The organism is Streptomyces sp. NPDC019937, from assembly GCF_040631655.1.
In the GTDB taxonomy this organism is placed as follows: Bacteria; Actinomycetota; Actinomycetes; order Streptomycetales; family Streptomycetaceae; genus Streptomyces.
In genome coordinates, this window is sequence record NZ_JBEYAL010000003.1 from 247,236 (window position 1) to 269,485 (window position 22,250).

Below are 22,250 nucleotides of genomic sequence, written 5' to 3' on the forward strand. Positions count from 1 at the left end.
GGAATGGGAGATGTCGTGAGCAACGAAAGCCTGGCCAGTCTTCTTCGGGAGGAGCGCCGCTTCGCGCCGCCGGCCGACCTGGCCGCGAACGCCAACGTGACGGCCGAGGCGTACGAGCGTGCGAAGGCGGACCGCCTGGGCTTCTGGGCCGAGCAGGCCCGTCGGCTTACCTGGGCGACCGAGCCGACCGAGACGCTCGACTGGTCGAACCCGCCCTTCGCGAAGTGGTTCGCCGACGGCAAGCTCAACGTGGCGTACAACTGCGTCGACCGCCATGTGGAGAACGGGCTCGGCGATCGGGTCGCCCTCCACTTCGAGGGCGAGCCGGGCGACACCCGTTCGCTGACCTACGCCGAACTGCAGCGGGAGGTCTCCCAGGCGGCGCACGCGCTGACCGAGCTGGGAGTCCAGACGGGCGACCGGGTCGCCATTTACCTGCCGATGATCACTGAGGCCGTCGTGGCGATGCTGGCCTGCGCCCGCATCGGCGCCCCGCACTCCGTGGTCTTCGGCGGCTTCTCGGCCGACGCCCTCGCCACCCGTATCCAGGACGCCGACGCCCGCGTGATCATCACCGCCGACGGTGGCTACCGCCGCGGCAAGCCCACCGCGCTCAAGCCCGCCGTCGACGAGGCCCTGACCCGCCCCGGCACCGAGAACGTGCGCAGCGTGCTGGTCGTCCGCCGCACGGGCCAGGAGGTCGCCTGGACCGAGGGCCGCGACGTGTGGTGGCACGAGATCGTGGAGCGCCAGCCGGAGCAGCACACGCCCGAGGCGTTCGACGCCGAGCACCCGCTGTTCATCCTCTACACCTCCGGCACCACCGGTAAGCCGAAGGGCATCCTGCACACCACCGGCGGCTACCTCACCCAGGTGTCGTACACCCACGACGCCGTCTTCGACCTCAAGCCGGAGTCGGACGTCTTCTGGTGCACGGCCGACATCGGCTGGGTCACCGGCCACTCGTACATCGTCTACGGGCCGCTCTCCAACGGAGCGACCGAGGTGCTCTACGAGGGCACCCCGGACACCCCGCACCAGGGTCGCTGGTGGGAGATCGTCCAGAAGTACGGGGTCACCATCCTGTACACCGCCCCCACCGCGATCCGCGCGTGCATGAAGTGGGGCGACGACATCCCGGCCAAGTTCGACCTGTCCTCGCTGCGCGTCCTCGGCTCGGTCGGCGAACCGATCAACCCCGAGGCGTGGGTCTGGTACCGCAAGAACATCGGCGCGGACAGGACGCCCGTCGTCGACACCTGGTGGCAGACCGAGACCGGCGGCATCATGATCAGTCCGCTGCCGGGCGTCACCGCGACGAAGCCCGGTTCGGCCCAGGTGGCGCTCCCCGGTATCGCCGCCACCGTCGTCGACGACGAGGCGAACGAGGTGCCGAACGGGGCGGGCGGCTATCTGGTGCTCACCGAGCCCTGGCCGTCGATGCTCCGTACGATCTGGGGCGACGACCAGCGCTACCTGGACACCTACTGGTCCCGCTTCGAGAACCGCTACTTCGCGGGCGACGGCGCCAAGAAGGACGACGACGGCGACATCTGGCTGCTCGGCCGGGTCGACGATGTGATGCTGGTGTCCGGCCACAACATCTCGACGACCGAGGTCGAGTCGGCGCTCGTGTCGCACCCCAAGGTCGCCGAGGCCGCCGTCGTCGGGGCCACCGATCCGCAGACCACCCAGGCGATCTGCGCGTTCGTCATCCTGCGCGGCGGCGCGGCCGAGGACGAGGGTCTGGTCGAGGAGCTGCGGGCGCATGTCGCCAAGCAGCTCGGCCCGATCGCCAAGCCCCGGCGGATCCTGCCGGTGGGCGAGCTGCCCAAGACCCGTTCCGGCAAGATCATGCGCCGGCTGCTGCGCGATGTCGCGGAGAACCGTGCGCTGGGTGACGTCACCACGCTCACCGACTCCTCCGTCATGGAGCTGATCCAGAGCAAGCTGCCGGCCGCGCCCAGCGAAGACTGACCACCAGCGAAGACTGGCCAGCGGTGCCGACGGCCTGACCAGCGGCCGCATCAGGTCCGAGCAGTGGTCTTCGGGCTGAGGGGCGCTCCCGCCATGCGGGAGCGCCCCTCGTCCGTTCCGGTTAAGGTGAAGACCTGCCGCGTTAACAACGCGACAAGATGAACGAGGGCGCGCCGGGAAGTCTGGTCGGCACACACCACACGTGTGTCCGCACCCGCCCGACGACCCAGGAGGCCCCGCCCGTGGCCGCGCCCACCACCCGTAAGTTCCTCGGCCGCCCTTCGCTGCCCGAGCGGACGTTCATCACCGACGCGCTGCGCACCGAGACCGTCGGCGGCATGATCCTCCTCGTCGCCGCGATCGCCGCGCTGATTCTGGCGAACACCCCGCTCAGCGGCGTCTACGGCGACATCAGGAACTTCTCCTTCGGCCCCCAGGCGCTGCATCTGCACCTCTCCGTCGAGTCCTGGGCCACGGACGGCCTGCTCACCATCTTCTTCTTCGTCGCCGGCATCGAGCTGAAGCGCGAGCTGGTCGCGGGCGAGCTGCGCGATCCGAAGGCCGCCGCGCTGCCCGTGATCGCCGCCCTGTGCGGCATGGCGGCGCCCGCTCTCGTCTACGTCGCCGTCAACGCGACCGGCGGCGGCAGCCTGAAGGGCTGGGCGGTGCCGACCGCCACCGACATCGCCTTCGCGCTCGCCGTCCTCGCCGTCATCGGCACCGCGCTGCCCGCCGCCCTGCGCGCGTTCCTGCTCACCCTCGCCGTCGTCGACGACCTCGGCGCGATCCTGATCATCGCGATCTTCTTCACCAAGGACATCAACTTCGTCGCCCTCGGCCTGTCCTTCGCCGGGCTCGCCCTCTTCCGGCTGCTGCACCACAAGGGCGTACGCGGCGCGTACATCTACATTCCGCTCGGCCTGGTGATCTGGGCCCTGATGCACGCGAGCGGAGTGCACGCCACCGTCGCGGGCGTCGCGATGGGCCTGATGCTGCGCTGCACCGTGCGGGAGGGCGAGGACCGTTCCCCCGCCGAGCGCGTCGAGCACCGGGTGCGCCCGCTGTCGGCCGGGCTCGCCGTGCCGGTGTTCGCCCTCTTCGCCGCCGGGGTCCCGATATCCGGCGCCGCCGTCGCGGACGTCTTCACCCGCCCCGAGACCCTCGGCGTCGTCCTCGGCCTGGTGGTGGGCAAGGCCGTCGGGGTCTTCGGGGGTTCGTGGTGCGCGGCCCGGTTCACCAAGGCCGAGCTGAACGAGGACCTGGCCTGGGCGGATGTGTTCGCCGTCGCGACGCTCGCCGGTATCGGGTTCACCGTCTCCCTCCTCATCGGCGAACTCGCCTTCCCCAGTGCTCCGGCGCTCGCCGAAGAGGTGAAGTCCGCGGTCCTCATCGGCTCACTGTGTGCCGCGCTGCTCGCGGGCGTCCTCCTCAAGCTGCGCAACAACCGCTACCAGCGGCTGTACACGGAAGAGGAGCGGGACGAGGACATGGACGGCATCCCCGACGTCTACGAACTCGACACTCCCGAATACCACCTCCGGATGGCCGCCCTGCTCGAGGCGAAGGCCGCGGAGCACCGGCGGCTTGCCGAAGTAACCGCCGCGGACGGCTCCGGTGACGATGGTCCGGCATGATCTGAGACGCCATGATCTGAGAGGCTTGAAAGCCGCGGAAACAGTGCAGAAGACCTGCACGCGCGGAAGAAGCGCGCAGTCGCGTGACAACGCGCCGGGACCGCGACGAGCACCGAAGACGACCGGAAGACGTACAAGAGCAGAGGGAGATGGCGATGAGCGCAGCCGACGACGGCGGCAACCGCAGCCTCGGCCAGCTGGTGGCCACGGCGACCACCGAGCTGTCCGCGCTGGTGCACGACGAGATCGCGCTGGCCAAGGCCGAGCTCCGGGTGGGCGCCAAGAAGGCGGCGGTCGGCAGTGGCGCCGGCATGGCGGCCGGGGTGCTGATCCTGTTCTCGCTTCCGGTGCTGAGTTTCGCCCTCGCCTACGGAATGCGGTCCTGGACCGGCCTCGGCCTCGCCTGGTGCTTCCTGATCGTGGGCGGCATCTACTGGCTGATCGCAGGAATCCTGGGCCTGCTCGCGCTGCGGAAGTTCAAGAAGGTCAAGGCGCCCAAGCGGACCATGGCCTCGTCCAAGGAGACGGCGGCCGTCCTCGGGAACGTCAAGCCGCATCCGCGGGCGGGCGAGAACGGCGGCCGCTCCGCACAGGATGTGACACGCTCGTCGGCATGACCGTCCCTGACATTTCCGCGTCGGTCGTTCGGCTGGACGGCCCCTGGACCCACCGGGACGTCGCGGCCAACGGCGCGCGCTTCCACATCGCCGAGCTGGGCGACGGCCCGCTGGTGCTGCTGCTCCACGGGTTTCCGCAGTTCTGGTGGACCTGGCGGCACCAGCTGACCGCGCTCGCCGACGCCGGCTACCGGGCGGTCGCGATGGACCTGCGCGGAGTGGGCGGCAGTGACCGTACGCCGCGGGGTTACGACCCGGCCAACCTCGCCCTCGACATCACCGGTGTGATCCGCTCGCTCGGTGAGCCGGACGCCGCCCTGGTCGGCCACGACCTGGGTGGATATCTGGCGTGGACGGCGGCGGTGATGCGGCCGAAGCTGCTGCGGCGGCTCGCGGTGGCCTCCATGCCGCATCCGCGGCGCTGGCGCTCGGCGATGCTCGGGGACGTCAGGCAGAGCAGCGCGGGCTCCCACATCTGGGGCTTCCAGCGGCCGTGGCTGCCCGAGCGCCACCTGGTCGCGGACGACGCGGCGGCCGTGGGGCGGCTGATCCGGGACTGGTCCGGGCCGCGGCTGCCCGAGGACGAGGTGGTGGACGTCTACCGGCGCGCGATGGTCATCCCCTCGACCGCGCACTGCTCGATCGAGCCGTACCGCTGGATGGTGCGGTCGCTGGCGCGGCCGGACGGTTTCCAGTTCAACCGCCGGATGAAGCGGCCGGTACGAGTGCCGACCCTGCATCTGCACGGGTCGCTCGACCCGGTGATGCGCACCCGCAGCGCGGCCGGCTCGGGGCAGTACGTGGAGGCGCCCTACCGCTGGCGGCTCTTCGACGGCCTCGGCCACTTTCCGCACGAGGAGGATCCGCACGCCTTCTCCACGGAGCTGATCAACTGGCTCAAGGACCCGGAACCGGACCGCTGAGCCGACGCCGCACCGAGCACCCGGCGCGCCCCGTGCGAACAGGTGTTTCTCGAACAGCCACTTGCCTGGCGCATAGGCCAATTGCCGCAGTCACCGGCGATTACCGACCTTGGGCCAGGGGCACAGTCCGAAGTATGGGCTGGACGCACGACTACCGTGACGCACCAAGCGGCCGCGGCCCCGAAGCCGCCGCTGCTGCCAATGCCGCACTCAGCGTTTCCGAGCGGGGCGGCTCAGGGCCTGTTCAAGGCCATGATCCCAATATCGTCGGGATTCCCCGCATCATCCGGCGCCGTGCCCGCTGGGTCTCGGCGCGGCTGCGCCATCCACGCAGCCGGTAGGCACCGCCTACCGGCATCGCATCGCACGCGCACCGGGAAGCACGCACCGGAGCAGGCACCGGGTAACAGGGGCTAGAGGGCACAGCCCTGGCTGTCCACCGGCTGGTCGGCCGTACGCCCCTTCTCGGCGTCCTTGCGCACCTCGTCCGCCGTCAGCGCGTACCCCGTGGACGCGTCGTCGAGCGACTTGGCGAAGACCACGCCGTACACCCTGCCCTGCGGGGTGAGCAGCGGGCCGCCGGAGTTGCCCTGGCGCACGGTCGCGTACAGCGAGTAGACGTCACGCTGCACGGTGCCACGGTGGTAGATGTCCGGGCCGTTGGCGGTGATCCGGCCGCGGATGCGGGCCGCGCGCACATCGAACGCGCCGTTCTCCGGGAACCCGGCCACGATCGCGTCGTCGCCGGTGTTCGCGTCGCCCTGGGTGAACTGGAGCGCGGGGGCCTGCAGCGAGGGCACATCGAGGACCGCGATGTCGCGCTTCCAGTCGTAGAGGACGACCTTCGCGTCGTACAGCCGGCCCTCGCCGCCTATTTGCACGGTCGGGTCGTCGACCCCGCCGACCACATGGGCGTTGGTCATGACCCGGTTCGGCGCGTAGACGAAGCCGGAGCCCTCCAGGACCTTGCCGCAGCTCGGGGCGGTGCCGACGACCTTCACGATGCTCTTCTGGGCCTGGCCGGCCACCGGGGACTGCGCGAGGGCCGGGTCGGGCTGCGGCACCGAGGGGATCGGCTCGTTCGAGAACGGCGAGAAGACCTGCGGGAAGCCGCCCTGCGCCAGCACCGTGGAGAAGTCGGTGAACCAGGAGTTGGCCTTCTCCGGGACCACACGGGAGACCCCGAACAGCACCTTGGAGTCGCGGACCTCCTTGCCGACCGTGGGCAGCGAGGTCCCGGCCACCAGGGAGCCGATCAGCCAGGCGACCATGAGCATCGCCAGGACGTTCACCAGCGCGCCGCCGGTCGCGTCCAGGGCGCGCGCGGGTGTCCAGGTGATGTACCGGCGCAGCTTGTTCCCCAGGTGGGTGGTGGCCGCCTGGCCGACCGAGGCACACACGATCACCAGCACGATCGCCACGATGGCACCGAAGGTGCCCGGCGACGCCCGGTCAGTGGTGCCGTCCCAGATGACCGGCAGCAGATAGACCGCGACCAAGCCACCGCCGACGAAGCCGATCACCGACAGCACGCCGACGACGAAGCCCTGGCGATAGCCGATGATCGCGAACCACACGGCGGCGAGCAGCAGCAGGATGTCCAGCACATTCACCGGGACACCGTCTCACGCGCGCCAGTCGAGTGGGACGTGCTTCGCCCGGTCCCATGGTCGTTCCCAGCCCGCGTAATGCAGTATGCGATCGATCACACCCGCCGTGAAACCCCAGACCAGGGCCCCTCCGACCAGGAACGCCGGGCCCCGGTGACCGCTGGGATGGACGGTCGTCGCCCGGTTGGCCGGGTCCGTGAGATCCGCCACGGGAACCGTGAAGACCCGGGCCGTCTCGGCGGGGTCCACCGGCCCGACCGGGCTCGGCCGCCGCCACCAGCCCAGCACGGGCGTCACGACGAAGCCGCTCACGGGGATGTACAGGCGCGGCAGGACGGCGAAGACCTGGACGCCCGTGGGATCGAGCCCCGTCTCCTCCTCGGCCTCGCGCAGCGCCGCGTGCAGCGGACCGGCCCCGTCCGGATCGCCGTCCCCGGGGTCGAGCGCGCCGCCGGGGAAGGACGGCTGGCCCGCGTGGGAGCGCAGCGACCCGGACCGCTCCATCAGCAGCAGCTCGGGGCCGTCAGGGCCCTCCCCGAAGAGCACCAGCACGGCGGAGGGACGGCCGCCGCCCTGCGGCGGCGGCAGGAACCGGCTCAGCTGGTGCGGCTCGATCGTCTCGGCCGCCCGCGCCACGGGGAGCAGCCACTCGGGCAACCCCTGGGAGCTGACCCCCACGCCTCCGCCGTACGTGCTCGTCATCCGGCGGCCCCCAGCGGGGCGGCGGGGCTCCCCGGGTAGTCGGCGGGTGGCCGCAGCCGCTGCCCAGGCTGGCCGCCCATCTCGTACTTCAGCAGCTTCTTCGCCTTGTCCGGATCGGTCTCGCCCTCCCCGTACGCCGGGCACAGCGGGGCGATGGGGCAGGCGCCGCAGGCGGGCTTGCGGGCGTGGCAGACGCGGCGGCCGTGGAAGATGATGCGGTGCGAGAGCATCGTCCACTCGCTCTTCGGGAAGAGCGCCGCGATCTCCGCCTCGACCTTCTCCGGGTCCTCCTGGTCGGTCCACTTCCAGCGCCGCACCAGCCGCCCGAAGTGGGTGTCCACGGTGAGCCCCGGCACCCCGAACGCGTTCCCCAGGACCACGTTGGCCGTCTTGCGGCCGACGCCGGGCAGCGTGACCAGGTCCTTCAGGCGCCCCGGCACCTCGCCGTCGAAGCGGTCGCGCAGCCCGGCCGAGAGCCCCAGCAGGGACTTGGCCTTGGCGCGGAAGAAGCCCGTGGGCCGGATCAGCTGCTCCAGCGCCTCGGGGTCGGCGGCTGCCATGTCCTCGGGGGTCGGGTAGGCGGCGAAGAGCGCGGGGGTGGTCTGGTTGACCCGCAGGTCGGTGGTCTGGGCGGACAGGACCGTGGCGACCAGCAGCTGGAACGGGTTCTCGAAATCCAGCTCGGGGTGGGCATACGGGTAGACCTCGGCCAGCTCACGGTTGATGCGCCGGGCGCGGCGCACCAGCGCGGTCCGGGATTCCGGCCGGAATGGCTTCGAAGGCTTGGCAGCCTTGGCCGCCTTCACGGGCTTGGCCGCGCTCGCGCTCTTGGCCGCCTTGACGGGCTTCGCAGGCTGCGCGGGCCCGGCGGATGTGGCGGGAGTGGCTGACTTGGCCGCTTTGGGCGCCTTCGCCGCTTTCGTCGGCTCGGCGGGCGCTTGTTCGCCCACAGCGGAATTACGAGATGCGGTCACCCGTTCGGCCCCCTTGCCCCGTGCTCTCACCGGCGTATTGGACACCCGGCCAGCCTAAGCCCAGCCACCGACATCCGGCCGGGCCACCGACCAGACCCCGCCCAATCGGACCCCTGCCGCACGGTCCGGCAGGCCAGTGCGTCAAACTTGTGATTGATCGCACTGTTTTACCGTCCGGCATCATGGGGACGACGGTCCCCTGTGCATGTCGACAAGGAGAGACTCGTGGACGACGTTCTGCGGCGCGCCCCGCTTTTCGCGGCGCTCGATGACGAGCAGGCCGCTGAGCTGCGCGCCTCCATGGGAGAGGCCACCCTCGCGCGGGGTGACGCCCTCTTCCACGAAGGGGACCCGGGCGACCGCCTGTACGTGGTCACCGAGGGCAAGGTGAAGCTCCACCGCACCTCTCCCGACGGCCGCGAGAACATGCTCGCCGTGCTCGGCCCCGGCGAGCTGATCGGCGAGCTCTCGCTCTTCGACCCCGGCCCGCGCACCGCCACCGCCACCGCCCTCACCGAGGTCAAGCTGCTCGGCCTCGGCCACGGCGACCTCCAGCCGTGGCTCAACGCCCGCCCCGAGGTCGCCTCCGCGCTGCTGCGCGCCGTGGCCCGGCGCCTGCGCAAGACCAACGACCAGATGTCCGACCTCGTCTTCTCCGACGTGCCCGGCCGTGTCGCCCGGGCCCTGCTCGACCTGTCGCGCCGCTTCGGTGTGCAGTCGGAGGAGGGCATTCACGTCGTCCACGACCTGACCCAGGAGGAGCTGGCCCAGCTGGTCGGCGCCTCCCGCGAGACCGTCAACAAGGCGCTCGCCGACTTCGCGGGCCGCGGCTGGCTGCGGCTGGAGGCGCGCGCGGTGATCCTGCTGGACGTCGAGCGGCTGGCCAAGCGGTCCCGCTGACGATCGGCGCGCAGGACAGCAGGACAAGACACAGGAAGGGCCCCTGCCGGATTCCCGGCCGGGGCCCTTCGCCATGGCCACTCGCCATGCCCCCTCGCCATGCTCGGAGCGCTCAGATCAGCCCGTGCTCGCGCAGATAGTCCAGCTGGGCGCGCACCGACAGCTCGGCCGCGGGCCACAGCGACCGGTCCACGTCCGCGTAGACGTGCGCCACGACCTCCGAGGGCGTGCGGTGGCCGCTCTCGACCGCCGTCTCGACCTGCGCGAGGCGGTTGGCGCGGTGCGCCAGGTAGTACTCCACCACGCCCTGCGCGTCGTTCAGCACCGGGCCGTGGCCCGGCAGCACCGTACCGACGCCGTCGTCCACCGTGAGCGACCGCAGCCGCCGCAGCGAGTCCAGGTAGTCGCCGAGCCGCCCGTCCGGATGCGCGACGACCGTCGTGCCGCGCCCGAGCACCGTGTCGCCGGTCAGGACCGCGGCGTCGGCCGGGAGGTGGAAGGACAGCGAGTCGGCGGTGTGGCCGGGCGTGGGCACCACCCGCAGCTCCAGACCGCCGGTGGTTATGACGTCCCCCTGTTCCAGCCCCTCGTCGCCGAGCCGCAGCTCGGGGTCCAGCGCCCGGACCCGCGTCCGGGTCAGCTCGGCGAAGCGGGCCGCGCCCTCCGCGTGATCGGGGTGGCCGTGGGTCAGCAGCGTCAGCGCGACCCGCTTCCCGGCCCGCTCCGCCGTCGCGATGACGTTCTCCAGGTGGCCGTCGTCCCGCGGGCCGGGGTCGATGACGACGGCGAGGTCGGAGTCCGGCTCGGCGACGATCCAGGTGTTGGTGCCGTCCAGCGTCATGGGCGACGGATTCGGCGCGAGGACGCAGATGGCGCGGTCGGTCGCCGGGCCGCCGATCGCGCCTCCGCGCGGCTGACCGGGCAGGGCGGCTGCGTACGTCATGCTCGCGGCTCCCCCGTGGCGCCCGGGATGTGCTTGGTGAACTCGTCGTGGCCCGGCCAGCTCAGCACCAGCTGATCGCCCTCCAGCCGGGCCTGTGCGAGCACCGGGGTGAGGTCCTGGTCCGTGGCGGCCACCAGCGCGTCGTGGACCGTGCTGTGGCGCCGCAGCTGCCGTAGCGTCGCGATGGTCGGGGGCATCATCAGCAGCTCGCCCCGGTCGTAGCGGTCGGCCGCGTCCCCGGGGCGGATCCAGACCGTGCGGTCCGCCTCCGTGGAGGCGTTGCGCGTGCGCTGTCCCCGCGGCAGCGCGGCCACGAAGAACCAGGTGTCGTAGCGGCGTGGTTCGAACTCCGGAGTGATCCAGCGCGCCCAGCCGCCGAGCAGGTCCGAGCGGAGCACCAGCCCACGCCGGTCGAGGAATTCGGCGAACGACAGGTCCCGGGCGACCAGCGACAGGCGGTCCGCCTCCCAGTCGTCCCCCGTGGTGTCCGCGACGACCGTGTGCGGGGTCGGGCCCGCGAGGAGCACGCCGGCCTCCTCGAAGGTCTCCCGGACCGCCGCGCACACGATGGCCTGAGCCTGGGTCGCGTCGCTCTCGTCGAGGCCCAGCCGCCGCGCCCACTGGGCGCGCGAGGGCCCGGCCCACGCGACCATCCGCTCGTCCCGCGGGTCCACCGCGCCACCCGGATAGGCGTACGCGCCTCCGGCGAAGGCCATGGAGGCGCGTCTGCGCAGCATGTACACGGCGGGCCCGGCCGCCTGGCCGCCGCGGTCGCCGTCCGTTCCGTACTGGTCTCCGTGCCGTTCCCCGTCCGCCCCGTGCTCCCCGTCCTGCCCGCCCGGCGCGCCGTCCGGTCCGTCCCGCAGCAGCAGCACGGTGGCGGCCCGGCGCGGCGTCACCGGGGTCAGCTCACCGGCCGACAACAACCGGATGCGCTCTGGCCACTCGGGTGGATACCACTGGCCATTCGTAGTGGACATGGCCGGATGCTATGCGTTTGCGGGCGGATGTTCGAGGGGCCCCGGCCGGGGCCCGGGTCACGCGGACGGGCTAGTCCGCGACCTCGACCTGGATCTCCACCTCGACCGGGGCGTCCAGCGGCAGCACCGCCACGCCGACCGCGCTGCGCGCGTGCACGCCCGCGTCGCCCAGCGCCTCGCCCAGCAGCTCGCTCGCGCCGTTGACGACGCCCGGCTGCCCGGTGAAGTCCGCGGCCGAGGCGACGAAGCCGACGACCTTCACCACCCGCACGACCTTGTCGAGGTCGCCGACCACCGACTTCACGGCGGCCAGCGCGTTCAGCGCGCAGGTACGCGCCAGCTCCTTGGCCTCGTCCGGCGTCACCTCCGCACCGACCTTGCCGGTCACGCCCAGCTTCCCGTCCACCAGCGGCAGCTGGCCCGCGGTGTAGACGTAACGCCCGGTGCGGACGGCCGGGACGTAACTGGCGAGCGGCGCCGCGACCTCAGGCAGCGTCAGGCCGAGCCCGGCGAGCTTCTCCTCGACCGCAGTCATGCCTTTTCCCGCTTCAGGTAGGCCACCAGCTGCTCGGGGTTGTTCGGCCCGGGAACGACCTGGACCAGCTCCCAGCCGTCCTCGCCCCAGGTGTCCAGAATCTGCTTCGTGGCGTGTACGAGCAGCGGCACGGTCGCGTATTCCCACTTCGTCATGCAGCCGACTGTAATGCCTCACTCCCGGGGCCTGGTGCGTAGCCCGTGGGGGGACTGGTTAGGCTCCCCAGTGTGAGCAGGCTCCATGTCGTCAGTGGCAAGGGCGGAACCGGCAAGACCACGGTCGCCGCCGCACTCGCGCTGGCCCTCGCGGCCGAAGGCAGGCGCACACTGCTGGTCGAGGTCGAAGGCCGCCAGGGCATCGCGCAGCTCTTCGAAACGGAACCGTTGCCCTATGAGGAACGCAAGATCGCGACCGCGCCGGGCGGCGGGGAGGTGCACGCCCTCGCGATCGATCCGGAGTTCGCACTCCTGGACTACCTCCACATGTTCTACAAGCTGGGTTCGGCGGGGCGCGCCCTGAAGAAGCTCGGCGCTATCGACTTCGCGACCACGATCGCGCCGGGGCTGCGGGACGTCCTGCTGACCGGCAAGGCGTGCGAGGCGGTGCGCCGCAAGGGCAAGGACGGCCGCTTCGTCTACGACTCCGTGATCATGGACGCGCCGCCGACCGGCCGGATCACCCGCTTCCTGAACGTCAACCACGAGGTGGCGGGGCTGGCCCGGACCGGCCCGATACACAACCAGGCCCAGGCCGTGATGCGCGTCCTGAAGTCGCCCCAGACGGCGGTCCACCTGGTGACGCTGCTGGAGGAGATGCCGGTCCAGGAGACCGCGGACGGCATCGCGGAGCTGCGCTCGGACGGCCTTCCGACGGGCGCGGTCATCGTCAACATGGTGCGGCCGGCGATCCTCGACCACGAGGCCGTCGACGCCGCCGCCAACGGCCGTCGCGCGGCCGTCGCCAAGGCGCTCTCGCAGGCCGGGCTCGGCGGCGCGCGCCGCGGCGGCCTCGCCGAGCGGCTGGTCGACCCGCTGCTGGAGCAGGCGCGCGAGCACGCGGAGCGCGTCGCCCTGGAGCGGGCGCAGCGGTCCGAGCTGTCCGGTCTCGACCTGCCGCTGCACGAGCTGGAGCTGCTGACGGACGGCGTCGACCTGGCCGGGCTGTACCGGCTGGCGGCGGATCTGCGCAAGCAGTGGCCGTCGTGAGCGGCCGCGGGACGGGCGCGGCACGGAACCCGTGCCGTACGGCCCGTACGAGCGGTACCGGCGGTACGAGCCGTACGGGCCGCACGGGCGCCGAGGCCCATGCGGGCAGCACGATCAGCACACGCGGCACGAGCGGCACACGCCGTACGCAGGAGGCGGCATGAGCATGGACGTGGCACCCCGGCTGGAGACCGACGCGCTGCTGGACGATCCGCAGACCCGCATCGTGGTGTGCTGCGGCTCCGGCGGCGTGGGCAAGACCACCACGGCCGCCGCCCTCGGCGTACGGGCCGCCGAGCGCGGCCGTAAGGTCGTCGTCCTCACGATCGACCCGGCCCGCAGGCTCGCGCAGTCCATGGGCATCGACGCGCTCGACAACGTGCCGCGGCGGGTGGCGGGCATCGGGGACGAGGCGGGCGGCGAACTGCACGCGATGATGCTGGACATGAAGCGGACCTTCGACGAGTTCGTCGAGGCCCACGCCGACCCCGAGCGCGCCCGCGCGATCCTGGCGAACCCCTTCTACCAATCGCTTTCGGCCGGCTTCGCGGGGACGCAGGAGTACATGGCCATGGAGAAGCTCGGCCAGCTGCGAGCGCGCGACGAATGGGACCTGATCATCGTCGACACGCCGCCGAGCCGGTCGGCGCTGGACTTCCTGGACGCCCCGAAGCGGCTCGGTTCGTTCCTGGACGGGAAGTTCATCCGGGTGCTCATGGCTCCGGCGAAGGTCGGCGGCCGGGCCGGGATGAAGTTCCTGAACGTGGGTGTCTCGATGATGACGGGCACGGTCAGCAAGGTCCTCGGCGGGCAGCTGATGCGCGATGTGCAAACGTTCGCGGCTGCGATGGACACCATGTTCGGCGGGTTCCGCACCCGCGCCGAGGCCACCTACCGGCTGCTGCAGGCGCCCGGTACGGCCTTCCTGGTGGTGGCCGCCCCGGAGCGGGACGCCCTGCGCGAGGCCGCCTACTTCGTCGAGCGGCTGGCGGCGGATCAGATGCCGTTGGCCGGTCTCGTACTGAACCGGGTGCACGGCAGCGGCGCCGGACAACTGTCGGCGGAACGGGCCCTGGCTGCGGCGGAGATGCTGTCCCTGAAGAGCGCCGACGCTGCGGATCCGCCGGGGGAGGGTAGCGTTCCGGCCAACCACGGTGAGGGCGCGGAAAATCTTGGTGCCGACGGATTTGTCGATCCCCACTCAGGGAATGCTCAAGCCCGGAACGCCTCAGCGGCGGACAATTCCTCGGTAGCCGATCCCGACGTCTCCCCCACGTCGCCGGAGCGGCTTGCCGCGGGACTGCTCCGGCTGCATGCGGAGCGTATGCAGGTGCTCGGACGCGAGCAGCGCACACACGACCGCTTCACGGCGTTGCACCCCGAAGTTCCGGTGGCCCAAGTGGCCGCGCTCCCCGGAGACGTACACGACCTGGCAGGGCTGCGAGCGATCGGCGATCGCCTCGCGGCGGCCCCGACGGACCAGTCCGAGCGCACGGCAGGCTGACGCCCGGCCGCGGCGCGGCGTGGCGGGGCCCATGACCCGCGACCTGCGACCAGCGGCGCGCGGTGAATGACGGTCGGCACGAAAGCCGTCAGGGCAGGCTCACGCCTACCCACGTACCCATGGCGCGCGTACGCGTGGTGCCGCGCCCCCATGGCACGGGTGCGGCATGGCGCACGTGCCCCAAGCCATGGCGTACCCATGCGCGGGTACGTCCGGCTGCACGAGTACGTCCGGTACGGCGCGCGCGGCCGTGGACGGTCACAGCGCCCGCCGCGGATCCCCAATCGTCCGCACCGTCGCGCTCTGCCCATCCGTCCCTGCACGTCGCCGTCCGTAAAGGCACGTCGCCGCCCAAGAAGGCACGCCGTCGTCCATAAAGCGTGGCGGGCTGCCCCAAGGTCCGCGGGCCCCCACCCGTGAACCACCTCGCCCGGCCACGACCGGCCGCGACCACTGTCGCGGCCGTACTCGTGTCGTACACCCTTCCTCGTCCCGTCGTGGATGAGAGAACAAGCCCGTGACGAGGGGTGGGTGAGATGAAGTTGTGATGCGATGCGACGTCGTCGTCACGTACCGGCCTGGCGGCCGGCCGCTATCCGACGGCAGCGAAGCGCTCGTACTCTTCGTCGTCGAAGGGCAGAATGCCCGCGCTGCGCTCGTACTCGGTGCGTGCGGTCTCCAGCAGCCTTCGCCAGGAGGTCACCGTCGGGCGGCGGCGCAGCAGTGCCCGCCGCTCGCGCTCGGTCATCCCTCCCCACACACCGAACTCGACACGGTTGTCCAAGGCATCCGCAAGGCATTCGGTGCGCACCGGGCATCCGGTGCAGACCGCTTTGGCCCTGTTCTGTGCCGCGCCCTGGACGAACAGTTCATCTGGATCAGTAGTGCGGCAGGCGGCCTGCGCACTCCAGTCGGTTACCCAGCCCATGCTGGCGCCGTCCTCTCCCGAATCGGAGCTCCCCCACGGCGACAAACGGCATATTCACCGTCGCCAGTTGAGGACGTTACGGAAGGCGAGCAAGGCGCAACACCCCCTGCAGGCCCAATCTTGGATGGCCCGAACGGACTATGGGTACGCGGCAGATCACCCAACGGAGTGAGCTGACGACATTTGCGATTACTGGTGCAAACCAGGGCAGTTCAGTCGACGAACATCGGTCAGCTCGGGACACGGGGCCACAATCCGGGCACGTCTCATCCCTCACTCGAGTGAGGAGGGGGGATGTCGTGCGATGTGGCGCGGCAGCACATACGTGACTGGCGTGAAACAGCGTATGCGAACACGCGGTCACCTGTCCGGCGATTCGCCACGTAGGCTGCCCCTTATGGGTTACACGCGCTCGGGCGGAGGGCTGTCCACCGCTCAACAGGCCGCCAAGTTCCTCGGCGTCAGCGCGCTGGCCGGCGCCGTGATGGCCGGGCTCGCGCTTCCCGCCGTCGGGGCGTTCGGCCTCACCGCCAAGGAAACGGTCCAGGAATTCGACGACATTCCGGCCAATCTCAAGACGCCTCCGCTCAGCCAGCGGACCACGATCCTGGACGCGAAGGGCGGCGAGATCGCGAAGGTCTACTCGCGCGACCGCACCATCGTGAAGCTGGGTGACGTCTCCCCGTACATGCGCAAGGCGATCGTCGCGATCGAGGACGCGCGCTTCTACCAGCACGGGGCGATCGACCTCAAGGGCGTGCTGCGCGCCGCCAACCGGAACGCGCAGAGCGGCGGCGTCTCGCAGGGCGCCTCCACCCTCACCCAGCAGTACGTGAAGAACGTCTTCGTCGAGGAGGCGGGCGACAGCAAGGAGAAGTTCGCCGAGGCCACCCAGCAGTCCATAGGCCGCAAGATCAAGGAACTGAAGTACGCGATCCAGGTGGAGAAGGAACTGGGCAAGCGCCGGATCCTCGAGAACTACCTCAACATCACGTACTTCGGGCAGCAGGCCTACGGCATCGAGGCCGCCTCCCAGCGCTACTTCAGCAAGCCCGCCAAGGACCTGAAGCTGGAGCAGGCCGCGCTGCTGGCCGGTCTCGTCCAGTCGCCGAGCCGCTACGACCCGGTCACCAGCCCGGAGACCGCGAAGGCCCGCCGCGACACCGTGCTGCAGCGCATGGCCGAGGTGAAGGACATCACCCCCGCCCAGGCCGCCGCCGCCAAGAAGAAGCCGCTCGGCCTCGATGTCAGCATGCCGCGCAGCGGCTGCATCACGGCCGTCAAGGGCGCGGGCTTCTACTGCGACTACGTGCGCCAGATCTTCCTGAACGACCCGGTCTTCGGCAAGACCGCGGAGGCCCGCGCCAAGCGCTGGAACCAGGGCGGCCTGACGATCCGTACGACGCTGGACCCGCAGGCGCAGGAGGCGGTCCAGAAGTCGATCAAGTCGCATGTGTACCAGTCCGACAAGGCCGCCACCGCCGTCTCGCTCGTCGAGCCGGGCACCGGCAAGGTCCTGGGCATGGGCCAGTCCAAGCCGTACGGCTTCGGCAAGGACCAGACCCAGATCAACCTCTCCGCGGACCACTCCATGGGCGGCTCGAACTACGGCTTCCAGGTGGGGTCCACGTTCAAGCCGATCACCGCCGCGGCTGCCCTGGAGCGGGGCATGAAGCCGTACAAGAGCTACTCCTCGCCGTACAAGATGGAGTACCCGAGCCCGGTCAGCACCTGCAAGGGCACCTGGAGCAACAGCGAGCGCGCGACCGTCGAGAACGAGAACGAGTCCGAGCGCGGCCCGTACGGGATGAAGGAGGCGACCGCGAAGTCGGTCAACACCTACTTCGTCCAGATGATCAGCGACATCGGCGTCTGCCCGGTGACCGAGCTGGCCGACAAGATGGGCGTGCAGCGGGCCGACGGCAAGGAGCACCAGCAGGTGCCCTCCCTCACCCTCGGCACCGAGGGCTTCTCGCCGCTGACCATGGCCAACGCGTACGCGACCTTCGCCAACCGCGGCGTCTACTGCTCCCCGGTCTTCATCGACTCGATCACCGGCCCCAGCGGCAAGAAGCTGAAGGTGCCGCAGTCGAAGTGCTCGCGCGCGATGTCCGAGAAGACCGCGGACACGATCAACACCCTGCTGCGCGGTGTGGTCGAGGACGGCACCGGCAAGAAGGCGGGTCTGCGGAGCCGGGCGAGCGCCGGTAAGACGGGCACGACGGACGAGCGCCGGGCCGCCTGGTTCGTCGGCTACACCCCGAACCTCGCGGGCGCGGTGTGGGTCGGCGGCGGCCCCGGCGCCAGCGACCTCAAGATGGAGAACATCACCATCGGCGGTGTCCCCCACGACAAGGTCTACGGCGCGGACACCCCCGGCCCCATCTGGAAGGACGCGATGAGCGGCGCGCTGGACGGCAAGCCCGCGCCGAACTTCGTCACCGTGCCGATCAAGGACCCCAGCGCGCACAAGCCCGCCCCCAAGAGGCCCACCCCCAAGAAGCCGGGCCGCGACAAGCCCGGGAACGGCGGCGGCCGGAACGACGACCCCTGGCCGGACATCTCCCTCCCGCCGGGCGTGATCGGCGGCAACGGGAACGGCGGCAATGGGAACGGCGGCTTCGAGTGGCCGCGGTAGCGGCACCCACTGCCCATTGATCGCGGAAGGGGCCCGGACGACACCGTCCGGGCCCCTTTCTCACACCTGTGGGTCCCTGCCCCCGATGCGGGCCCTCACCCGCCCGCGAGCTGCCGCTTCACCGCGGCGGCGACCCGGCCGCCCTCGGCCCGGCCCGCGATCTTCGGGTTCACGATCTTCATCACCACGCCCATCGCCCGCGGCCCCTCGGCGCCGCCCGCGGCGGCCTCCCGCACCGCCTCGCCGACCAGCGCCTCCAGCTCGTCGTCCGTCAGCGGCTGCGGCAGATACCCGGCCAGCACCTCGCCCTCGGCCCGCTCCCGCTCGGCCTGCGCCGCCCGGCCGCCCTTGTCGAACGCCTCGGCCGCCTCGCGGCGCTTCTTCGCCTCGCGCGCGATGATCGTCTCCACCTCGGCGTCGGACAGCTCCCGGGCGCTCTCCCCCGAGACCTCTTCCTTCGAGATCGCGGTGATGGTGAGCCGGAGCGTGGAGGAGCGCAGCTCATCGCGCGCCTTGATCGCTGCGGTGAGATCGTCCTGCAGCCTGGACTTGAGCGTGGTGGTCATGGCGTCGAGTCTGCCAGCACTGGCCGGGAATCACCCGAAGATTTCTCCCCCCGCGGCGTTCTGCGACCATGGAGACCATGCGCGCGCGATACGGAGTACCCCTGGGAATCACGGCGGTCGGCGCAGCCGGTCTCGCCTACGCCGTCGGCTTCGAAGTGCGGTCCTTCAGGCTCCGCCGCATCACCGTACCCGTGCTGCCGCGCGGCATGCGGCCGCTGCGCGTCCTGCAGGTCTCCGACATCCACATGGTGAGCGGGCAGCGCAAGAAGCAGCGCTGGCTCCAGTCGCTCGCCGGTCTGCGCCCCGACTTCGTCGTGAACACCGGCGACAACCTCTCCGACCCCGAGGGCGTCCCCGAGGTCCTGGACGCGCTCGGCCCGCTGATGGAGTTCCCCGGCGCGTACGTCTTCGGCTCCAACGACTACTACGGACCGAAGCTGCGCAACCCCGCCCGCTACCTGATGGAAAAGGCCAACGGCCGCCACGGCCTCAACGGCAACCCCCCGGCCGTCGGCGTCGTCCACAACCCGTGGACGGAGCTGCGCGACGCCTTCGACGGGGCGGGCTGGGTCGGCCTGTCGAACACCCGCGGCCGGCTCAAGCTGGACGACGTGGAGATCGCCCTCACCGGCCTCGACGACCCGCACATCAAGCGCGACCGCTACGCCGAGGTCGCCGGCGGCCCCGAGACCGGCGCGGACCTCTCCCTCGCGGTGGTCCACGCCCCGTACCTCCGCGTCCTCGACGCCTTCACCGCCGAGCAGTACCCCCTGATCCTCGCGGGCCACACCCACGGCGGCCAGCTGTGCATCCCCTTCTACGGCGCCCTGGTCACCAACTGCGACCTGGACACCCGCCGGGTCAAGGGCCTCTCCACCCACGAGGCCGGGGGCCACACCTCCTACCTCCACGTCTCCGCGGGCTGCGGCACCAACCGCTACACCCCCATCCGCTTCGCCTGCCCCCCGGAGGCCACCCTCCTCACCCTCACCCCCCAGGCCCCCTGACCCCCTCCCCGCCCCGACCTGCGAGACCCCGGGAACCGGATTTCGTGTCTGGCCACCGGTCCGCTAAAGTAGAGCTCGTTGCTTCGGGGTGTAGCGCAGCTTGGCAGCGCGCTTCGTTCGGGACGAAGAGGTCGTGGGTTCAAATCCCGCCACCCCGACAGAGGCCAGAGGGCCCGGTGTGTAAGTTGCACCGGGCCCTCTGGCGTGCGTACAGCAGCGAAGTACAGCAACCGCTACGACGCTCCCTGACCTTTCTTCTTCGCTTTCCCCGTGCGGTTGCCGTCGAGCGCCTTGCCCAGCTTGCGCAGCGCCCGGCGGGTGCCGTCGGACGGCACGTGGGTGTAGACCTCCATCGTCACCGCGATCTCCGAGTGCCGGAGGATCTGCATGGCGATACGCGGGTGCACGTCCATGGCCGCCAGCAGCGAAGCGCAGGTGTGACGTGTGTCATGCACCCGGATCGTCCGCACGCCGGCCCGGTCGCAGCGCCGGTTGAACTCGCGGTTGAAGTTCCTCGGCTCGACGGGTGTGCCGTAGCGGGTGGTGAAGACGAAATCTGACTCGGTCCACAGATCCCCGGCGGCGGCCCTCGCGGATGCCTGGTCCTTCTGTCTGAGGCGGAGAGCGGCCACGCCAGATATCCGGCAGCGTAAGAACCGCCTCAGACGCTTCCGTCTTGGCCGTATCCGAATGCAGAAGCCGCCGCCGGACGCGCTGGAGCTGATGCTGAATGCGCAGCTCGCCCGCATCGACGTTCACGTCCGCCCAAGTAAGGCCCAGCACCTCCCCCTTGCGCAGGCCGAGCACCAACACCAGGACGTACGCCCCGTAGAGGTAGTCCCGCATGGCACGGGCGTTCTCCAGGAACGAGCAAGCCTCTTCGACCGACCACGGGTCGGGCCGCTTCCTCCGGGCCCGCTGCACCTTGATCAGCTGAGCGACGTTCTTCGACACGAGTTCGGCTCCACCACCTCCCGCAGCCAGTAGGCGAGGTACTGCTCAAGGGTCGGCACCCTGGTGGCGACCGGCCCCTTCTTGGCCTCCGCATGGAGCTTGATCCACTTGTCGTGGACGTCGGTCCGCGTCTTGCCATAGACGTACTTCCGCTTCTTCCTGCCGTCCGGGGTGGTCACCCAGGCGTACGCGGCGAAGCCGTTCTTGTAGGGGTAGATGGCCCCCTCACCGTTTCCGCGCTTGCCGCTCATGCGGACCACCTCTCGGTCTCGTCCTGGACGCAACGGTTGACGTACTCGTCCACCCAGGCCGGGAGGATGCGGCGGTTACGGCCGATCTTGATCGAGCGGATCTCACCGGTCAGGACGAGCATCTTGGTCTCGGAGAGGCCGAAGCCGGGCATGACGGCGACCTCGGCCGTGGTGTGCCACTTGCGCGATATCGCGGTCGTGGTCATCCGGTGCGTTTCCCTTTCGTTCGTGGGAAGGGCAGTCATGACCTTGGGGACGGTCACAGCCAGGGGTCTCCTTCGGTCTTGCGGCGTTCGGTTTCGGCTCGGGCTTGGGTGAGGTCGTGGCGTACCTGGGCGGCGAGGAGTTCTTCGCCAGGGCTGTATCCGGAGGCGAGGCCAGTGGGAGACGACGAGGGTGGTCTCGTCGTCCAGCTCGGGCCGGTCGTCGTCGGCGGCGGCGCGGGCTTGTTCGGTGTGCCAGGTGCGGCGGATGTCGCGGAGCGCTCCGAGGGTGGTGGAGTAGCGGCGGGATTTGCTGCTGAAGTGGCCTCGGAAGCCGAGCATGTGGGCCCACTTCCAGAGCTTGAGTTCGGCGAATTCCGGCAGGTGGCCGAGGTGCCATGCGGTGCGGATCATCTGGCGGACGTGGCTGTCGACGCGGAGGTCCGCGATGGGTTCGGACTGTCCGGTGCCGTCGCACTGGTCGCACAGGTCCCGGAAGCCGTCCGGGCCGCGCTGGTAGCCGCATCCGGAGCAGCGGGCGCAGCGCAGAGAGCGCTCTACCGTGCCCGAGTCCTCGGCGCTCTTGGTGGCGTACTTGGCGACGTAGGCCGCCACCTTCTGGTCGGTCAGCTCGCCGTCGCTCAAGGCCGTGATGTGCCGGATGTCGATCTGATCGCCCCACGCGATTTCGCGTTCGCCGATGGCGTCGGAGGCCACGGTGAGCACGGCCCGTTCACGTGCCTTCTTGACCGCCTGGGTCAGTGCGTCAGCGGTGGCCCACCGGGGCGGAGGCTCTTTGCTCCCTTCCGGACCGTCGAGACGAACCACGGCGTGGAAGTGGACCAGGCCGCGCCGCTGGTACTCGGCGACCTTGGCGAAGGAGACGCGCACGGCCGTATTCAGCGCCTTCTGAGTGACGCCTAGGTGGGCGGCCAGTTCGCGGCGCAGGTATGTGGTGAAGCGGGCCCACAGGGCTCCGGTGTGGGCGTTCCACAGCACGGCTCCGGCGTAGTCGTAGGTGGCCGGGGACAGCGGCGTGCCCAACACGGGGTCATCGGGCCCGTGGCGTTCGCCGCAGCGGCAGGCCAGGGTCTCGCCCGCGTCGGTGGTGATGCGGTTGTGGACCGGCCCGAACGACCGCAGCGACTGAAGTCTGACCGCCTGGGTGAGGGCTGTGCCTAGCCACCCAGCGGCCGTCA

At 70.6% G+C, this 22,250-nt stretch carries 22 protein-coding genes, 1 tRNA gene and 1 pseudogene; 11 read left to right on the forward strand and 13 right to left on the reverse strand.

Annotated features, from left to right (window positions below):
• Positions 1-15: 15 nt before the first annotated feature.
• The 5 genes from acs (at position 16) to ABZ562_RS04405 (ending at position 5,492) form a co-directional block, all read left to right on the forward strand.
• A complete protein-coding gene (acs, locus tag ABZ562_RS04385) occupies positions 16-1,977 on the forward strand; it encodes an acetate--CoA ligase (protein WP_361473842.1) in 1,962 nt (653 codons plus the stop codon).
• Positions 1,978-2,219: 242 nt separating this feature from the next.
• Complete coding sequence (gene nhaA, locus ABZ562_RS04390; RefSeq protein ID WP_361473845.1) at positions 2,220-3,611, forward strand: Na+/H+ antiporter NhaA; 1,392 nt, start codon at positions 2,220-2,222, stop codon at positions 3,609-3,611.
• 155 nt (positions 3,612-3,766) lie between these two features.
• On the forward strand, positions 3,767-4,228 hold the full coding sequence (locus tag ABZ562_RS04395; protein WP_361473848.1) for a phage holin family protein: 462 nt from the start codon (positions 3,767-3,769) through the stop codon (positions 4,226-4,228).
• Positions 4,225-5,151, forward strand: a complete 927-nt coding sequence (locus ABZ562_RS04400; RefSeq protein WP_361473851.1) for an alpha/beta hydrolase — start codon at positions 4,225-4,227, stop codon at positions 5,149-5,151. Before ABZ562_RS04395 ends, ABZ562_RS04400 begins: the two co-directional genes overlap by 4 nt.
• A gap of 134 nt (positions 5,152-5,285) precedes the next feature.
• On the forward strand, positions 5,286-5,492 hold the full coding sequence (locus ABZ562_RS04405) for a hypothetical protein (protein ID WP_079038119.1): 207 nt from the start codon (positions 5,286-5,288) through the stop codon (positions 5,490-5,492).
• A gap of 72 nt (positions 5,493-5,564) precedes the next feature.
• Here the strand turns inward: ABZ562_RS04405 and ABZ562_RS04410 are convergent, their stop codons facing one another.
• From ABZ562_RS04410 to nth, 3 genes are read right to left on the reverse strand one after another with little or no spacing between them, the layout of a single operon-like run.
• Positions 5,565-6,764 (reverse strand): MarP family serine protease, encoded by a 1,200-nt coding sequence (locus tag ABZ562_RS04410; protein ID WP_361473855.1) that lies wholly within the window; start codon positions 6,762-6,764, stop codon positions 5,565-5,567.
• Between the two features lie 12 nt (positions 6,765-6,776).
• Positions 6,777-7,463, reverse strand: a complete 687-nt coding sequence (locus tag ABZ562_RS04415; RefSeq protein WP_361473858.1) for a CoA pyrophosphatase — start codon at positions 7,461-7,463, stop codon at positions 6,777-6,779.
• Complete coding sequence (gene nth, locus ABZ562_RS04420) at positions 7,460-8,482, reverse strand: endonuclease III (RefSeq protein WP_361473861.1); 1,023 nt, start codon at positions 8,480-8,482, stop codon at positions 7,460-7,462. The genes ABZ562_RS04415 and nth overlap by 4 nt, the downstream gene beginning before the upstream one ends.
• A 180-nt stretch (positions 8,483-8,662) precedes the next feature.
• Here nth and ABZ562_RS04425 point away from each other — a divergent pair, with 180 nt between their 5' ends.
• Positions 8,663-9,337 carry a Crp/Fnr family transcriptional regulator gene (locus ABZ562_RS04425; protein WP_055546320.1) on the forward strand — a complete coding sequence of 225 codons (675 nt, stop codon included), beginning with the start codon at positions 8,663-8,665 and terminating at the stop codon, positions 9,335-9,337.
• A 112-nt stretch (positions 9,338-9,449) separates the two neighbouring features.
• On the opposite strand, the gene ABZ562_RS04430 is transcribed toward ABZ562_RS04425, so the two are convergent.
• The 4 genes from ABZ562_RS04430 to ABZ562_RS04445 all read right to left on the reverse strand — a co-directional run bounded on the left by ABZ562_RS04430 (position 9,450) and on the right by ABZ562_RS04445 (position 11,950).
• A complete protein-coding gene (locus tag ABZ562_RS04430) occupies positions 9,450-10,280 on the reverse strand; it encodes an MBL fold metallo-hydrolase (RefSeq protein WP_361473864.1) in 831 nt (276 codons plus the stop codon).
• Complete coding sequence (locus ABZ562_RS04435; RefSeq protein WP_361473867.1) at positions 10,277-11,260, reverse strand: NUDIX hydrolase; 984 nt, start codon at positions 11,258-11,260, stop codon at positions 10,277-10,279. Before ABZ562_RS04435 ends, ABZ562_RS04430 begins: the two co-directional genes overlap by 4 nt.
• A 70-nt stretch (positions 11,261-11,330) precedes the next feature.
• Complete coding sequence (locus ABZ562_RS04440; protein ID WP_361473870.1) at positions 11,331-11,795, reverse strand: RidA family protein; 465 nt, start codon at positions 11,793-11,795, stop codon at positions 11,331-11,333.
• Positions 11,792-11,950: a DUF4177 domain-containing protein gene (locus tag ABZ562_RS04445; protein WP_003967454.1), complete on the reverse strand. Its 159-nt coding sequence runs from the start codon at positions 11,948-11,950 to the stop codon at positions 11,792-11,794. Before ABZ562_RS04445 ends, ABZ562_RS04440 begins: the two co-directional genes overlap by 4 nt.
• A 72-nt stretch (positions 11,951-12,022) precedes the next feature.
• On the opposite strand from ABZ562_RS04445, the gene ABZ562_RS04450 reads away from it, so the two are divergent.
• Complete coding sequence (locus ABZ562_RS04450) at positions 12,023-13,000, forward strand: ArsA-related P-loop ATPase (protein WP_361473873.1); 978 nt, start codon at positions 12,023-12,025, stop codon at positions 12,998-13,000.
• A 160-nt stretch (positions 13,001-13,160) separates the two neighbouring features.
• Complete coding sequence (locus ABZ562_RS04455; protein ID WP_361473876.1) at positions 13,161-14,504, forward strand: ArsA family ATPase; 1,344 nt, start codon at positions 13,161-13,163, stop codon at positions 14,502-14,504.
• Between the two features lie 592 nt (positions 14,505-15,096).
• Here the strand turns inward: ABZ562_RS04455 and ABZ562_RS04460 are convergent.
• On the reverse strand, positions 15,097-15,432 hold the full coding sequence (locus ABZ562_RS04460; RefSeq protein ID WP_030829787.1) for a WhiB family transcriptional regulator: 336 nt from the start codon (positions 15,430-15,432) through the stop codon (positions 15,097-15,099).
• 397 nt (positions 15,433-15,829) lie between these two features.
• On the opposite strand from ABZ562_RS04460, the gene ABZ562_RS04465 reads away from it, so the two are divergent.
• Positions 15,830-18,070 carry a transglycosylase domain-containing protein gene (locus tag ABZ562_RS04465; RefSeq protein WP_361473879.1) on the forward strand — a complete coding sequence of 747 codons (2,241 nt, stop codon included), beginning with the start codon at positions 15,830-15,832 and terminating at the stop codon, positions 18,068-18,070.
• Positions 18,071-18,165: 95 nt separating this feature from the next.
• On the opposite strand, the gene ABZ562_RS04470 is transcribed toward ABZ562_RS04465, so the two are convergent.
• Positions 18,166-18,636, reverse strand: coding sequence for a GatB/YqeY domain-containing protein (locus ABZ562_RS04470; protein ID WP_361473882.1), 471 nt, complete (start codon positions 18,634-18,636; stop codon positions 18,166-18,168).
• 77 nt (positions 18,637-18,713) lie between these two features.
• On the opposite strand from ABZ562_RS04470, the gene ABZ562_RS04475 reads away from it, so the two are divergent.
• A complete protein-coding gene (locus tag ABZ562_RS04475) occupies positions 18,714-19,643 on the forward strand; it encodes a metallophosphoesterase (RefSeq protein WP_361473885.1) in 930 nt (309 codons plus the stop codon).
• 84 nt (positions 19,644-19,727) lie between these two features.
• A tRNA-Pro gene (locus ABZ562_RS04480) sits at positions 19,728-19,801 on the forward strand.
• Between the two features lie 75 nt (positions 19,802-19,876).
• On the opposite strand, the gene ABZ562_RS04485 is transcribed toward ABZ562_RS04480, so the two are convergent.
• From ABZ562_RS04485 to ABZ562_RS04500, 4 genes and pseudogenes are all read right to left on the reverse strand, one after another.
• On the reverse strand, positions 19,877-20,275 hold the full coding sequence (locus ABZ562_RS04485; RefSeq protein ID WP_361473887.1) for a tyrosine-type recombinase/integrase: 399 nt from the start codon (positions 20,273-20,275) through the stop codon (positions 19,877-19,879).
• Positions 20,276-20,572: 297 nt separating this feature from the next.
• A complete protein-coding gene (locus ABZ562_RS04490; protein WP_361473890.1) occupies positions 20,573-20,848 on the reverse strand; it encodes a hypothetical protein in 276 nt (91 codons plus the stop codon).
• Complete coding sequence (locus ABZ562_RS04495; protein ID WP_361473893.1) at positions 20,845-21,054, reverse strand: DNA-binding protein; 210 nt, start codon at positions 21,052-21,054, stop codon at positions 20,845-20,847. The genes ABZ562_RS04490 and ABZ562_RS04495 overlap by 4 nt, the downstream gene beginning before the upstream one ends.
• A gap of 53 nt (positions 21,055-21,107) precedes the next feature.
• Positions 21,108-22,188 (reverse strand): annotated as a pseudogene (locus ABZ562_RS04500) (replication initiator); the annotation flags it as partial.
• Between the last annotated feature and the right edge of the window lie 62 nt (positions 22,189-22,250).